Below are 15091 nucleotides of genomic sequence, written 5' to 3' on the forward strand. Positions count from 1 at the left end.
AGGGTGGTCAGTTGCCAATCACTCAGCCAACGACTTCAACAGTGCATCACGTCCATCCTGGTAAAACTCAATGTCCAGCTTTGTAGCCATTTCATCCGACAGGTCAAATAATTGCTTTCGACATGACACAGGAAGCAATAAAGCCTTGGCACCTTTCTCAACTGCAATTTCAGCCAATGACACTGCGTTGTGAATCGGCTCAATCGTGCCGCCAAGAGTGACCTCGCCGACCACAATCAACCCACCACGCACTGACTTTTTCAGCAGCGCCCCGGACAAAGCGATAAGTGCGGCAACGCCTGTTTTTGAACCGGACTTTGCAGCATCAAAGCCACGCAGCTGGACAGAAAATTCATGTGAACGCGGATCGCGGTCTCCGACCAGCTGCATGGCTCGTGCATAGAGGTTTTGCTCTGCGCAACGGATTGATTCTTTGAACGCCTGAGGAACTGGATTGTTGAGAACCCGTACACCACTGCCCGGTCCCTCATTCACCTCAAGCCTGAAAAGGCCCGGATGTTCATCTTGGCCGCCAGGGGAAATAGTCCAAACTTGACCACACTCCAAGGGCTCATCACCAATGCCACCCTGGCTTTGCAGTTCGGGCGTGGATACAAACTTCTCGACGCCCTCTGTGCCAATCGTGTAGCTGAAATGCGTGTTTCTGAACTCGGCAGCGCCAATGCGTTTTTGCTGCTCTTTGACGCGACGGCGAACTTCCAATGCCAACCTTACGGCCCACTCCAGGTCTTCAGGTGAGACCTTGCTGTTGGCGTCGGGGTACATCAGCTTGAGCAAGCCGCTAACGGTTTTGTTCACGCCGTTGATATCGCGACCGGAAAGTGCCCCACCCCAAAAAACCTGCCCCTGCAGAGAGGACACGCGGCTCTGATTTCTCAGCTGAGTAAAACACTCCGACAAAAAATCACTGACCAAACCAAAGTGCTCTGTGAAGAGGCTTGGGTTCAGCTTGGGCACATCCCAGCCTGGCAAGAAGCAGTGAATGCGGTCCATAAAAGCAGTGTCATCACGCATTTCGGGTGGTAACGGACTGAACAGATGCCCCACCCTTTGTTGATGCTCCACATCCACATCGAAGTTGCCAACCAACACGATTGAGCCATCCGCACGAATGCTTTCTTTGCCACGAGAGAACTCACCGCTCTCCATGTAACCCTTCATGATGTTGACGCCATCCTTCTGATCAAAAGACACACCAGAGACTTCGTCAAAACACACCACGTCGTATTGACACACCAGACCGCGCTGGCCGTTAGCGTTGTTGACAAACATCCGCGCCACGGTGGCTTTACCACCCGAAATCAAGTGCGCATAAGGCGATACCTGTTGGAACAAATGTGACTTACCCGTTCCACGCGGCCCCAACTCCACCAGGTTGTAATTGCGCTCCACAAAAGGAACCATACGCAAGAACAACGCATCTTTGGCTCGCTCAGACAAGGTTGCAGGCTCAAATCCGACGCTGCGCAATAAAAGATCGCGCCACTCGGCCGTCGAAAAGTTTTCACGCCCCTTGGCCAAAACGTCCAGCACTTCTCGCTTAGACAGCTGAATGGCCCTGAGCGACTCAACACCAAATGGACGCCCCCCTTTTTCCTGGGCAATTGATGCGTCGTATTCCAGTGTGACCTCGGCATAAAAGCCCCCCGTCAGCATGCGCTCATTGTCCTTGACCATCTCTGGTGTCAGGCGCACATCGTTCAGGCGCAAGCTCGGCAAGCTGGCCACATACGAGTCGGTCTTGGAATCCAATCTGGCCGTGATGATGTCAATGATCTTGACCGAGCCTGACTCGCGAGCACGGGCTTTGAATAGTTCCTCCTCGCCAGCCTTGATTGTTCTGGAACTCAATTGACGCTGAACAATCTCAATGCCTTCTTGAATTTCAGCCTCATCGGTGGTGGCGCAATAACGCCCCAATAAAAATTCCACCACATAGGTTGGCACAGGAAACTGGCGGCTGAAAGTGCGCACCAAATCTTTCCTGACGACATAGCCTTCAAAGGCCTTGGTCGATTTGCTGTCCAGTTCGTCGAGCTGCATATTAGGTCCTTAACCGCCGACCGTAGTGGCAATTTTTTGAATGATATTGCCCTGCGCATCGAGGATCACCACCACGGCAGCGGCGCCCTCTTGATCGTCATCGGCAATGGCCAAATTGGCTTTGCCATCCACCAACAGTTTGGGCGATGCGATCAGGCTACTGGAAGCTTGTGCTGGTTTGGTACGAATATCCGTGCTCAGGTCCGAAGCCGTCGACGTCACGGTCACAACGCAGCGCAAGCCTCTCCAAGTCACTGAATCAATGGTGGCCTTGACTTGGCTGGCAGTGCTCGCGGTAGCCTCCAGACTCAAGACAGGCACCCAGCACTCCTGAAAACTGATGCCCCCATGCGCGTAATCTTGGCCCGCAACAAAGCACGACACGCCAGGCGCATAAGCCACTTGAACGTCGTTGCACCAATCCCAGCCAAACGTCAGGGGTGTACCGTGGGCAGAGTCTTTGAGCACGGCGCAACGCCCCCAGCGGGTTTCGGCTTGATGCTTAGGCAAATCCGACTTGGGCAAGCCACCAGGCACCAACAACCAACCATGGTCCGTCACGATGCGGAACTTGTTCCAGCCCGCTTGCTGCAATTCCACAACACGCTCGACCACCTGGGCCAGTTGCACATCCATGTCACGCGCCAATCGAATGCCGTGCGCATGACCGTAATGGTCCAAATCACCCGCCTCAGTCCATGCTGAGCCCAACGCATCACCCGTTTCATGTTTGTCCAAGAACTGCACGCCGTGATCAGACAAGAGTTTTCGGAAATGGTGGGTAGACAGGGGCTTGCCATCGGCAGCCACACGGGGCTGGAACTCGGTGTCATCCTTGTCGCCCGCAATGGCATTGGCCACGGGCGAACACCAGGCTTTGCCTGAAGCAGTGACCGACGGCATGCTGGTCCAAGCACCATCCAAGTTCACCGTCCCAAGTTCGGACAGAAGCGATTGCAAGCGCGTCGCCACGTCATATCGAAGACCATCCACAAAAATAGTGCAAGTGCCAGGCACTGGCCCCACAGCACCAGGAGTCGCTGCTTGCCCACGCAAACCACCCGAGGCTTTTGCCGCTTCTTGCAAGCGCTTGGCGCACTCGTCCAGCCAAGGCAAATACACGGCCCGCAAGGCTGCAGACACAGCGTCCACATCCACCTTGGTTGTGACAGCGGCCAGGGCACTCAAGGCTGCAGCATCCACCTGCCAACCCATTTGTTGGTAACTCTGAGCCAATGCACCGGGTGTTGTTCCTGCTGGCAATTGCTTACTCTGCGATGCCACAGTCGCCAAAAAACCCAAGGCCGTGGCCAAAGGTGCCTGCCCCATGCGTGCCCAAAGCCAATTGCGGCGCAAGCCATGGTCCTTGTCTAACTTGGCAATTTCTTCTCGGGCCTGGTCCGGCATCATGGGGCCGCAAGCAGCCAAGGCATAACGCAAGGCAGACTCGCCGCCCTCATTGGCCTGCGGGTAGCCCTCTTGGCCCTCGTAGCCGTCAAACAAGCTTCGCTGAGGTGGTTGCACCTGACTCAGCAGGTCAAACACCTTGGGAAAGCTGCCAAACGAGTCTTTATAAAGCTCAGACACTGCCGCCCATGGGCCAGCCGCTTTGGCCAGCTTTTCAGCTGCGGCCAGCACACCGTCTGCTTTCGGGTCAAAACCAAAATCCGTCTTGGCCCGTTTTTCAAACACCGCCCACCGCTGCTTGCTCCATTTGGACTGAGCGGCGTCCGGATCGTTCATCCAGACCAACAAATCGCGTGCGGGGTTGGGGGCCAAAAGACTCATCAACCATTCGGCGTTGATCGTGCGACCATTGAGATCGGCCACACTGCGGTCCAATAGAACGCCAGCTTCGAGCGCCTGAAACAGCGCCTCTTGGGTGGCTTTATCTTGGGCAATATCCAGCCCCAGACCGCCATTTTTAGACGCAAGAAATGCCCCCAACGTCCAGTCCTTGGCGTTGGCCTGGCTCCAAAACGCCCCACGGTATTGCAGTTCGGCAAGCGGCTGCAACTCACGCGGGCAACTTTCAATGGCACGCAGTTCAGCGCGACTCACATGAGGCAAATAAATGACAGGCACGCCTTCGAGCTGAGCGTCAGGCAGCAAACCTGCAAGCACACACTTGACCCAGACCGCAGGTCCACGGCGTTCGTCCGGGGCGTAAGTGCCCAACTCGCACAGGCTGGGAATCAGCTTCTTGAGCGTTGGCATAGCAGCCTGCCACTGGCCCTCTTTATCAGGCCAAAGCACCGCCGCAGCAGGTGTGGTGGTGTGTGAATTGCCTTTTGCTGCCGATTCCAGCGAACTTTTCAGTGACTGTGCAATGGTTAGGGCTGTACGCAACTGCTCACTGGACGACATCACGCACCCACTTTCTTCGTTCTGTTTGCACGACGCTCTTCACGATCAGCGTGCTGCAGCGCAGTCAGAGCAATGGCAACGCAGTAAGCCGGCAACCGTTGCTGGGCATCCGGCCGCAACACCTGCTGGGCCAACCGACGGGCGGCCTGCGCCGTCAACTTTTTCCCTCTGGGCTGCAAAGCGCCCTTGACCACCGCCGCACGGTCATTAACCAAGGCTGGATGGTTGAGATTCAAAACCCGAATGGTTGAAACGCCATCCGCAGTGCTGCCATGCAAGCCACCGCGCTCATCAAACTTGAAATGCGCCTGCGCGTTGGGTGACAAGGGTGACACAAAACCACCCGTATCGGGGTCAAAGTCAGCCTTTGCATGGGCTCCAAACTCGCATGCGACATGGGTTTGGCTGGGTGGGTAACAGGCCACCATGTTTTTGTATTCAATGTCCTCGCCCGACACTTTGCGGCATTGAGGCAAGAGGTGCTCAATGTGGCACGAAGCCCTTGTATCCAGACCGTCTGTTTGACATTGCTCAGCAGTTTTGAGCTGGCGCATGGTGTACGCGCATAAGTGCAACTGCTCAGCCAGCAAACTTTGGCGAACCGCCTCGCCCGGAAAGCCGCCTGCCCCGTACACCAAGTTTTGCGGCACAGCCGCGTTATCAGCCCGCCAACGAATCAGGTCTTGCGGCTGTGCGCCTTTGCTGATGCTTCTCATGCGTCGCCATCCTCCAGCCATTGCAGGCTATCGATGGAAGCTTGCAGTTCCAGCACCTGTGGAATATCGCCCACCGTTTGACGCAAGCACGAAAGCGCTGCTTGTGCGCCAGCGATATCGTCCTCGTCCAGCTGGACGCGGATAGTGTCGAGCTGAGACGCCACATCCACATTGCGAGCCTTGCCCTCCATCAACTCCTCCAGAACCTCGCCGCTGCTCAAACCCAGCGCACGCTCCGGGTTCCCGAGCACCTTGGCGTCGCGCATGAGCCAGACTTCAGACGCAGACAACTCCCCAATGATTTGCGGCGAATGGCTGGCGGCAATAAATTGAACCCTAGGAAAAGTCTTTTTCAGAACACCCGGCAAGCGTCGCTGCCACGCAGGGTGCAGGTGCATGTCAAGCTCATCAATCATGACGATGCCAGGGGTTTCAGACAGCACTGCGTCACCCAACTGCGGATTGAGCAAACACATGCGCCGTGCCATATCGGCGACCAAGGCAACTACACCACGTTGGCCGTCACTGAGTGTGTCAAAAGGCGTCGATTCAGCATTCTCCCAGTCCAGCACCAGACGGCGGTATTTGATGTCATAGCGCAAACCTTTGGCGCCGGGTACCGCCTCAACCACTGCTTGATTGACCAAGTCCAGTTCATCCAAGGGCAAGCCACTCAGCACAGGCCCCGAATCCGACACGGCCTCCAATCGCTCCAAGGACTTAGCCACCACCCAGGTCTCCAAGCCCGCCATATCCAAGGCGGCATTTTCCCAAGACGCGTAGCCATCCGACCTTGAATCCTGCTGGCGGACGGCCGTATCAGCACCAACACCCACCAACGTCCATTGACGTTCAGCCGTGTAAAAAGCCACGATCGGCAGCGCCCCTGCTCCGCCTTGAGAAATGCTCGCAGAGATCTCGGTCAAGGCTGCAAAGGCGGTGTGCTCCCATTTGTTTTGATTGTTCCCTGGACCTGACTGCTCCATCCACCAACTGCGCACTTCACCGCTGAGCGTCCCTGTCACTTCCAGACGCACCGGATAGCAGCGTTCGTAGCGCACGCGCCCTTTCAACTCCACCAAAGCCAGACGGGCGTTGACTTCTTGGTCATGCAGCCAAACCATTTTTTTTCCCAGACCATTAAGGGGTGTGGCCAAACTGGCCGCAACGGCTTTCAGCAGCGATGACTTGCCACTGCCATTGATGCCCACAAAAAGATTGAATCCGGGCGAAAAGTCAAACGTTGCCTGCTCAAAACACCGAAAGTTCTGAACCCTTAGCTGCTTGATATTCATGGTTTGACTCCAAGACTGGACACAAGGCTACGCGCAGCCATTTTCTCAGCCAACGTCAAATGGTGGTCGTTGATCCGGTCGCCCTCAAACTTGTGGAACCACGGCGCACTCTCCACATCTTTGCCCCGGTCTTTGTCCCAGGTGATGTTGAGCTTGGGCTTTTTGTTGTGGCGCAGGACTTCGGCGGTCATGAAGGGGCGGATGTTCATGCGCACGCCGTCGTTCAGGTCTGGGTTCCAGCCGATGGGTTGTTCGGCCAAGGGCTTCCAGCGAACGAAGATGTCGTAGGGCTTTTCTCCCTCCAAGATCAGCTCCAAACGGCGCTTGAGGTCGAGTGCCGCTGCCAGTCGAGTTGGGGCTCCGTCCACGCCATCGCGCACGCCGCCTTCTTGTTGGCGAATCCAGTCACCTAAGTAGGTGTGGATCAGGCGCTCCAGGTTTTTGGTGTCGAGCTTGTGGTAGTTGACCAGCGCGGCAAAGCCGTCTTTCAGGCCGTCCCACACATGCCAGATGAAGGGCCGGTGGTGGAAGCGTTTGGCGTGCTGCTCGAAGAACTTTTCGCGCAACCAGGTGTCCAACCCCTTGCCGTCCCAGTCGGCGTCAGTCAGCAGCTTATCGAGAACTGCAGGCTTCCAGCAGCCGGGCTGCACTGTTTCCCAGGCCGCAATCAAAAGTTTGAGTAGTCGGTCATGCGCTGCAGGCTCGCCACGCACCGAGGGCAAGCAGACAATGCCGTCGTCGTCGGTGTGGTCGGCCAATTTGGCGCAATAGGCTATCCACGAACGGGCTTCGTCGGACAACTCCATGGTCGCATCGGTTTCTGCGGGCCAGCGATAACCGGCGAGGCGAGCGACTGCAACTTGAAGTGGATCGGTTGCGGGTTGTGGATGGCCGTGGAACAGCCATTGAGTCGGATTGTCGGTATATGGCTTGGGCAACCCTTTATGGAAGCGTTCGTCAGCTGCTAGCTGCCAACGTTTCAAATCAAACGGAATTTTGACTAAGGTACCGCAAGTAACGTACAACTTTTGATCAATCTTACGAACTTCCTGATTGAAATAAATGCTATTACAAAACATCCAAATTGCGGGGAGATGGCTCGGATCCTTGGGTGAAATTACTGCAACTCCGTTTCTAAACAAGCCACCACCGTAAAGGCCTGCTGGTAGATGAGACATCAAACTTACAGCGACACCTCGCTTACCCCATGCTGGTCGACCCTGTACCCTTGCTGCAGGATTTTCTTTATGCATCCGCCCTTCATTAGGCCAATAAATGATGTCATCGAGTCCTGAATAGGGATCTGTACCTGATACTGAATTTTGCAGCGTCTGCCACTCCAAACCTATTTGAACTACCTCCCAAAAGGATCTTCTAAATGCCTCCCAATCGCCAACATGAAGCCCTATATAGGCAGACGCAAACTTCTCAAGTAACTCCAGATGTGATAATTTTTCCAAATTAACTCGGGCATCTGGTTTTTTCAATTGGTCGTTTTGACCAACCTCTACGATGTCTATGTCACTTAAATATTTGGCTTTTTCATTAGGCTCTTTGAATTGACTAACATCTAAACCACGTAGCTGAAAATCATCCAAAACTGAAGTTCTGGTTTGAGTCAGCAACACGGCTTGAACTACTTCTCCGCTGATTGTCTCGAATGCACCTGGTCCCAGCCATGCCAACATATTCCATTGCACGCGTTTGAGCAAAGATTCCCGCTGCTTCTTGTAACTACCCAAAAACAACCAATTCTGGGGCATCACAATTTGCACAACGCCTACACCATTTTCTTGACTCAACTCCAAACACCGCTCCAAAAATACATTGGCCAAATCATTCTTGGCATCTGCGTAATGCGTTTCGCAGTATTCCTTCAGCGTATCGTTTTGCTTGCCTCGCGCCAAGTAAGGCACGTTAGTGATGACCAAGTTGTATCGGTCATCCAATAGACGTGCAGCATCCAGCAAGCCCAGTGCCGTCAATGCGTTGTTCCAGGTGGCAGAACCATCCTCTAACAAATCAGACTGCTGTTCAGCCTTGAGTGCCTGCTGCAGCAAGCTGGACAACAGTTTGTAATCGGCCGTGAACAGATCGCCACTTGACTTGCCTGTATCGAGCAAACTTCCCAATATGGGCGCTTGCGTGAACGCTTTGTGTAGTTGCCGCAAACCATTCTTCAGTTCATCTGCGTTTTCAACATGCTCAGGGACTAGCGCCGTCCAGTCAGCAGACTTGGCTCCCACCTTCAAGCCGCAGCAAGCGATGTTTGGCGCTGGCATGTCTGCTCGCACGCCAAGCGAGTCTCCGCTTTCATCTGGGTAGCGCCAGGCCGCCAAGGCCAAGGCAAACACTGCAATCTCCACGCAACGTGCATCCAGCTCCAGGCCGTGCAGGTTGTCTTGCAGCACCAGGTCCACCGCGTCCATGGCGGTCAGGCCTTCGGCCGCCATGCGCATGGGCACCAGTAACAAGAAGGCCGCTACCAAGAAGTGCCCCGAACCACAGCAAGGGTCCAGCAGCTTGAATTTCTCTAGGGTGTCGGGCCAGCCTTCAAACTTACCTGCAGCAGGAGTGCCGTCGTCCAAGGTGCGCAAATAGGTCAAAGGCACGGGGCAAGTTTTGCCGTGGTGACGCGTGCTCCACCAAGCACCCAGCGAGTTGTGCAACAAGAAGTCCACCATGTAGGGCTCGGTGAAGAGCTGGGTGACGGCGGGCAGCTCGTCTGCGCCGATCTTGACCTCAGAGGCGTTGACTTCGTCTTTGCGCTTGGCTTGCCAGAACTGGTACACCCAGCCCAGGCTGTCGCTGGCTTTGAAGACTTCTTCTGGCAAGGCGGCAAGCAGCGTTTCGAGTTTGCGCTGGTGTTCGATGGCAAAGGCCATGTCAAACACGGGGTGCTGCGGCTTGAAGACTTGCGGCAGCATGCGAGCGGCCAATTTGCCCGCCAAGTCCCAGCCACTTTTGGCACCCAGGTTGGTGGCTGGATCTTGCGCCATTTCTTCGCACTCGGCCAAAGTAACTGGTGCACCAGGCTCCCACAGCAGCAAACCGTTTTCTGCCAAGAAGCGGGCAAACAGCATGCGGTGCCAGTGCTCGTAAGCCGTTTCCCACACCAGGTGGCGAATGCTTTGGCTGTCGTCTGCGGCTTTGATATCGCCCAAGGCTCGGCCGTGCGCACGCAAGCGACGGCGCAGGGCTTTTTGTGGGTCAGTCAAATAGTCAGGGGCTTTGCCCTCGCCCACTGCCAGTTGTACCAAGGCTGCCGTCGCAGCAATCTCGGCCACATCACGGGCGGCTTTGACGGTGTTTTCTAGCTGCGTGCGCAGGGGTTTGGGCAGGGGGTGCTGTGCGGCCATCATTCGATTGGTCTTCAAAAAAGTGGGCGATCAAAGTCGGTGAGGACTGAGCGCTTAAAAAGCATGGGGGAGATGGATATCAGCCTGCACAAGCAGGCATTAAACGCGCCGCAGTGACCACGCGGGAAAGGTGGTGGCCCAGCGCTGTGGATTGAGAACGGCACAACCCACGCCAAGCTCGCGCTGCCAGCGCGGTCCAGCCATGCCAATGGGCAGGGTTTGGCGCAGCTCTTTGTTCAATACACCCAAGAGGCCGTTGTCCAGCGTCAGCAGGCACAGGTAGCGCACGGGTTTGTCGGGCGCACCCGCTGGGCGCTCAGCCCAGCGGTACAGCCAGGTGTCGCGAAATTTGTGCACCAGCACATTCATGAGGTGGTTGACCGACTGGCGACGTTGTGTTTTTTCCCCATCAGATGTAGCGGCCTTGAAGTTGTAATCGTCTGGCGCGTGAAAGTCTTTGATCTCGATGAAGAGCGTGTCGTTGGGCATCTCGACCACCAGGTCCACCGCTTTCATGGCGTGTGAGAGGCCATGAAAACGCGGGGCGGTCTTGGCCTGCTCGTCAAAGACATACGCATCGAGTGCGCCCGGAAAGTCAAACTCGAACCCGTCGGCTTGAATTCTCATTGGCCCAACTCCCCCATTTGTTGGCGGATTTCGCGGTCGGCCAGTGCGCCCAGGGTGTCGTCAATGGCGTTTGGCTGCAAATCATCGTAGCGGGCAAAAGAAGACACCTGCACATTTTTGTCGGCATCACGGAAAAGGCTGTGGTACTGGACTTTGTCTTGCGGCTTGACTTGCAGGTCAAATTCTTTCAGCAGGTTGTAGTTGTGCGTGGTGATGAACACCTGCACCCCAAGGCGTTGCAGCTCAATGAGGATCTCGACCACGGTGCGCATGAGCCTGGGGTTGAGGTTGGCCTCGGGCTCGTCCCAAAGCAAGACGCTGCCGTCGAGCAGCGTGCCGTTTTGGATCAAGATCCACAAGAGGCCGAGCTTGCGGATGCCTTCGGCCAGCAGCGTGAATTCGAGTTCGCCTTGGGGGCTTTTGAGGAAAAACTCTTCGTTGCGCGAGACGACTTTGCCCTCCATGGACTGCTGCAAGATGTCGAGCAAGCGCTTGCGGTCTTTGTCGGTAGGGCCTTTGAGGGTGCCCAAAAAGGCGCGGTCGATGATGTCGGCGTACACCTCTTCAAAGTGGATGTGGCGCAGGCTGTACAGCGAACGGAAACCCGGTGCATTGGCCATCATGTCTTTGACGGGGATGTACACCGAGGTCAGGGGGTGCTCTTGCCATTGCTTAAAGGCTCCCGATATGGTGGCCTTCGAGGGTTCTTTGGTGTGGTTGGACATGGACAAGCGCAAGGCAATGGTTTTGGCCTGATCCTCCACTTGCACCTTGCGTGCGACCTCAACGCTGCCAGTGCTGCTGTTTTTGCGCCGCTTGACCAATCGGCCAATTTGCTCACCCGATGGCAAAAACACGCGGTTGATTTTTTCTGCGAACGACTTTTGGCTGGTGCTCACGTCGCATGCTGCGTAGATCAGTTTGAGCAGATGGGTTTTGCCACAGCCGTTTTCACCAATGAAGATGTTGAGGCCAGGTGAAAAGCTCAAGCTGAGTTTTTCAAACGCGGTGAAGCGCTCCAATTTGATGTGATCTAGCATGTCGCATCCTTAGCCGCTGGGCAGCGACTCAAAAAAAGAAACCCGCCCTGGGAGCACTGTGCGGTCGCCAAAGCGAAGGCCTGAAGTGTGGCGGGTGTTGTTGGTGTCATTTTCTCACACGGTCAAAAGGACGGTCCTGAGGGTTTTCACAGGGAAATCGGGTGGCCTTGGCCCAGCTTGTCACGCAAAAGATTCTCCACTTCGAGCAGCCAAGCCTTGAGTTCGGCTTCGTCGTTGAGGGTGCGCTTGGGCAGAGAAACTTGAACCACATTGGGCTTGAGCAGTTGCACAGCAGCATGGCGGGCCGCCTCGAAGCGGCTGGGCAGTGCCTGGGTTTTTGAGACCCAGTGGTCTAGGTCGCAGTCGTCCAGGGCGTCTTGCAACTGCTCTGGGGTGCTCAGCTGTACGGTATCGGGGGGGCTCAGGTGGTGCTTGGCGGTAAGGTCCTGGCGCTGGGCATCGGTGAGCTTGTTCCACTCGGCATCGGCAAACAGTTGGCTTTGTTGCTGGGCATAGGCCTGGCCGAAGGCGTCGAGCTTGGCATTCAGGGCCTGGCGCAGCAGGTCCACGGTTTTGTCGAGCAGGGGGCGCACCGCGTCCGGGTCTGCCAAGAGGCTGCGCTGGGTTTCGATGGCGTCCAACTCAGCCTTGAGATTGGCATAAGGCCCCAATATTTGGGCGTGGCGCAGCAGTTCTTTGAGCTGGCTCCAAACAGGCAAGCGCTTGGCAATGGCTTCGGCGGTTTGGGTCCAGTCTTTGGACAGCGAGAGCAGTTCGTCGTAACGGTTGAACAGCTCCAGCAGTTGGGCGTTGCCCGATTGGGCCTCTACAGCCTCAATGGCGGTGAGCTTGGGCGACTCGGGTGCAGGGGCCTGGCCACCGGCTTTGAGGGCTTGGTCACGCAACTTGGCCAGCAGCGCAGGCACTTTGGTCAGCTCTTCTTTGGGCTGGCAGGGCACGCCCACTTGGCTGAACAATTGCCTGATTTTGATGAGTTGTGGCGGCGTGATGGTGATGGATTCGCGCTGGAAGGTGGCCTGGGTCAGCCGGGCACGGTCCAGGCTTTTCACGTCCACGGCTTTGCTGGCGGCGTCTGTGGCCTTGATGTGGCCTGTGGCCAGCAAGGCGTAAAGCGCACCGTCGATGGCGTCGCGGGGCCAGCCGTAGGGCGGGCTTTCAAATTGGTCGCGAATGTCTGCGCCTTTTTTGCTCAGGCCGATGAAGGCCAGCAGCTTTTGGCTCACGGGGTGTTTGTCGGCTTCTTGCGTGTGGCCCACGGCTTTCATGGCTTCAAGGTTGCCTTTGCGGGCTTCGTCCAGCACTTTGCTCCACTGGTCGTGGTCGGCCGCATCAAACTGGTTGAACAGCCGAATAACCGATGACTTGGCGGCACGGTTGATGCGGTCGGTCAGGTCTTGGCCGTCGGTGGCCTCTTGGCCCCCGGCCATGAACAGGCGCACTCCGGCAAAAAGTTTGTCGATCAGGTCGGCCAGTTCTTTTTCGGCATTGCGCTGGCGGCTTTCCATGGAGCGCTGGGCATCGCGGCCTTCTTCGGTGGACGGGCTGCCCTTCTTTTGCAAAGTGTTGCGGGCGGCTTCCAGGGCAACGATGGCGTTGGACAAGTCGGTTTTGTTTTGCGCAGGCAAAAAGGCAAACAAGGTGGGGTTGTCGGCCCCTTTGGCTTTAGCCTCGGCGATCACCGAGCGCTCTTCGGTTTGCCAGCCGTCTTGCACCCAGAGGTACAGGTTCTTGTCGTGGTCGCGGGCCAGCGTGTCGTCGTACCAGGGGGTTAGCTTGCGTTCAACGTTGTCTTTGCCCTGCACAACGCGAACTTTTCTTAAGACTTCGCCATAGCGGGTCTTTAAAAGTTCGGCGCGTTTTTGCTCGATGCGCTGGGGCGAGGACTTGAAGTCGGCCTCTTGGGCTCGGTACTCGTCGTACCAGGCGCTGGATTCGCGAGTTTGCAGGCGGTATTCGGTGCCCGAGCCACCCGCCAAAGCCATGACCAGGCGGTCTTTGTTTTGCAACTGGTCCAGCAAGGTGGGCAAGGCTTTGCGCAGCTCGGACGAACCGGCAGACAAATCGGTCACCAACAGATCGGCCAAAACGTCTTCTGTGGCTTTGAGGCCCAGATCGACAGCGGCATCAGCCGGCAGCTTGTTGATGAGGTAGATGAGCTTGAGCAGCTTGGCCTTGAGTTGACCATCGGAATCGCTTGCTGCGAATTTTTGGACATTCTCGTAAACCTCTTTAGGCAGCTGGGCGGTGGACACCAAGTTGGGGGCAATTTGGTCGTACAAAAAGTCGCCAGGCACCACATGACCCAAGGGCTCGTTGGCCGTGGCCAACACAGCCTCGTGCACCACGCGCAACTGGCTGCGCAACTGCGACACGGTGCCCGTGGTGTCGATCGTGCGCAAAACGCGCTCCCAAAAGCGTCGGCGCACGGGCAGCAAGGGGTAGTCAGACGTCATCAAGGATTCGTCTTCGGTCACATGTTCCAGCTTGGTGCCGCGCAGGTGGCGTGAGATTTCACCCAGGTTGGCCCGCCAAATGCCTTCGATTTGGGGCTGTGCGGAGGGTTTTTTGGCCAAGATGATTTGGCGGGTGACGTTCTCCACATCCCAGTCACCCAGCATGATTTGCACGGGGAAGCGCCCCATGAGTCGTTGCAAGTTGGGCATGCCAGATAGGGCCGACTGACCGGTTCCTACAAAGAGCAACTGACCATTGAATTTTTTGGACAGGGTTTCTGTGACCTCTTGGATCTGGAATGCTTTTTCGGCGTCGGTGCCAATGTATTGCTGCACTTCGTCCAGAACCACCAAGGTCAAGGGGAACTTGCCATTGTTGGACAGCGTGGCCTCGATGGCGGCGACCATTTGCTCGCTGGTGACATCGGTGACCTGCGGAAATTGCGCCTTCAAAACCTGGCGAACCTCAGCCTCTGACGCACCCAGCCCTGGCTGCACTTGCAACAAGGCCTTAGCCAGCGTACTAGACACGTACATGTGGGGCAGCTCTTGCTGCAGGGTTTTGCCTGCAGCTTTCAACTCGGCGTCTAGTTTTTCAACCAGCCCTTCTTGTTTCAACCACAGCACAAACTGGGCTTGGTTGTATTGCTCAGGCAGGCCTTTGGATTTGAAGATGATGCTGAGCAGGGCCAACCGTACTTTGTCGCCTACGCCCGCACCCAGCTTGCCTGCGGCTGCATGTAAACCACCATGGCGCTTGCCTTGCGTTGAGAGTTCCTTCAAATGGGCCACCACGCCCTCGGGCAACTTAGCCAGGCTTCTAGCTGCAGCGCCATCGCTGAACGTGTAGTCGGTCCAGAGGGTGCGCAGCATTTTGGCCAGGTGAGATTTGCCGCTGCCGTAAAAACCAGACACCCAGACGCCTGGTTGCTCGGTTTTGGAGTTCAAGTTCATCAAGAACTTGTCAAGGATGGTCTCCAACCCTTTTTCGTATTGACCATCGCACACGAATGTTTCGAGCTCGTAGCGCAAGATGGATTGGGCAGCTTCGGAATGGTCCTCTGACACCTCGGCCACACCGTTGTTGACCAGGCGGTTGTCTTGCGGTGCCTTGTTGTATATGTCCCTGTTGATCATTTCTTCTCTTTT

8 protein-coding genes are annotated in these 15091 nt (G+C 56.2%); all 8 read right to left on the minus strand.

Annotated elements, in window-relative coordinates; genetic code table 11:
- Positions 1 to 18 precede the first annotated feature (18 nt).
- Entirely contained in the window at positions 19 to 2064 is a 2046-nt protein-coding gene (gene brxL / locus B9Z47_RS05520) for a protease Lon-related BREX system protein BrxL (protein ID WP_108330262.1), read from the minus strand.
- 9 nt (positions 2065 to 2073) lie between these two features.
- Positions 2074 to 4431: a BREX-1 system phosphatase PglZ type B gene (gene pglZ / locus B9Z47_RS05525; protein WP_108330263.1), complete on the minus strand. Its 2358-nt coding sequence runs from the start codon at positions 4429 to 4431 to the stop codon at positions 2074 to 2076.
- Positions 4431 to 5147 carry a hypothetical protein gene (locus tag B9Z47_RS05530; RefSeq protein ID WP_108330264.1) on the minus strand — a complete coding sequence of 239 codons (717 nt, stop codon included), beginning with the start codon at positions 5145 to 5147 and terminating at the stop codon, positions 4431 to 4433. The genes pglZ and B9Z47_RS05530 overlap by 1 nt, the downstream gene beginning before the upstream one ends.
- Complete coding sequence (locus tag B9Z47_RS05535; RefSeq protein ID WP_108330265.1) at positions 5144 to 6442, minus strand: AAA family ATPase; 1299 nt, start codon at positions 6440 to 6442, stop codon at positions 5144 to 5146. The genes B9Z47_RS05530 and B9Z47_RS05535 overlap by 4 nt, the downstream gene beginning before the upstream one ends.
- Positions 6439 to 9801, minus strand: a complete 3363-nt coding sequence (locus B9Z47_RS05540) for a BREX-1 system adenine-specific DNA-methyltransferase PglX (protein WP_233253668.1) — start codon at positions 9799 to 9801, stop codon at positions 6439 to 6441. Before B9Z47_RS05540 ends, B9Z47_RS05535 begins: the two co-directional genes overlap by 4 nt.
- Before the next feature lie 99 nt (positions 9802 to 9900).
- Positions 9901 to 10428 (minus strand): hypothetical protein, encoded by a 528-nt coding sequence (locus B9Z47_RS05545; protein ID WP_108330267.1) that lies wholly within the window; start codon positions 10426 to 10428, stop codon positions 9901 to 9903.
- Positions 10425 to 11468, minus strand: a complete 1044-nt coding sequence (locus tag B9Z47_RS05550) for an ATP/GTP-binding protein (protein ID WP_108330268.1) — start codon at positions 11466 to 11468, stop codon at positions 10425 to 10427. The genes B9Z47_RS05545 and B9Z47_RS05550 overlap by 4 nt, the downstream gene beginning before the upstream one ends.
- Positions 11469 to 11614: 146 nt before the next feature.
- A complete protein-coding gene (brxC, locus tag B9Z47_RS05555; protein WP_108330269.1) occupies positions 11615 to 15079 on the minus strand; it encodes a BREX system P-loop protein BrxC in 3465 nt (1154 codons plus the stop codon).
- Positions 15080 to 15091 lie beyond the last annotated feature (12 nt).

Origin of the sequence: Limnohabitans sp. 2KL-1, from assembly GCF_003063435.1 — a bacterium.
GTDB lineage: Bacteria > Pseudomonadota > Gammaproteobacteria > Burkholderiales > Burkholderiaceae_C > Limnohabitans_A.

What these genes read in the sequence shown, in the direction of transcription:
- B9Z47_RS05530 (WP_108330264.1), bottom strand. Translation starts at nt 5,147, where the DNA reads ATGAGAAGCATCAGCAAAGGCGCACAGCCGCAAGACCTGATTCGTTGG.
- pglZ (WP_108330263.1), bottom strand. Translation starts at nt 4,431, where the DNA reads ATGTCGTCCAGTGAGCAGTTGCGTACAGCCCTAACCATTGCACAGTCA.
- brxL (WP_108330262.1), bottom strand. Translation starts at nt 2,064, where the DNA reads ATGCAGCTCGACGAACTGGACAGCAAATCGACCAAGGCCTTTGAAGGC.
- B9Z47_RS05545 (WP_108330267.1), bottom strand. Translation starts at nt 10,428, where the DNA reads ATGAGAATTCAAGCCGACGGGTTCGAGTTTGACTTTCCGGGCGCACTC.
- B9Z47_RS05540 (WP_233253668.1), bottom strand. Translation starts at nt 9,801, where the DNA reads ATGGCCGCACAGCACCCCCTGCCCAAACCCCTGCGCACGCAGCTAGAA.
- B9Z47_RS05550 (WP_108330268.1), bottom strand. Translation starts at nt 11,468, where the DNA reads ATGCTAGATCACATCAAATTGGAGCGCTTCACCGCGTTTGAAAAACTC.
- brxC (WP_108330269.1), bottom strand. Translation starts at nt 15,079, where the DNA reads ATGATCAACAGGGACATATACAACAAGGCACCGCAAGACAACCGCCTG.
- B9Z47_RS05535 (WP_108330265.1), bottom strand. Translation starts at nt 6,442, where the DNA reads ATGAATATCAAGCAGCTAAGGGTTCAGAACTTTCGGTGTTTTGAGCAG.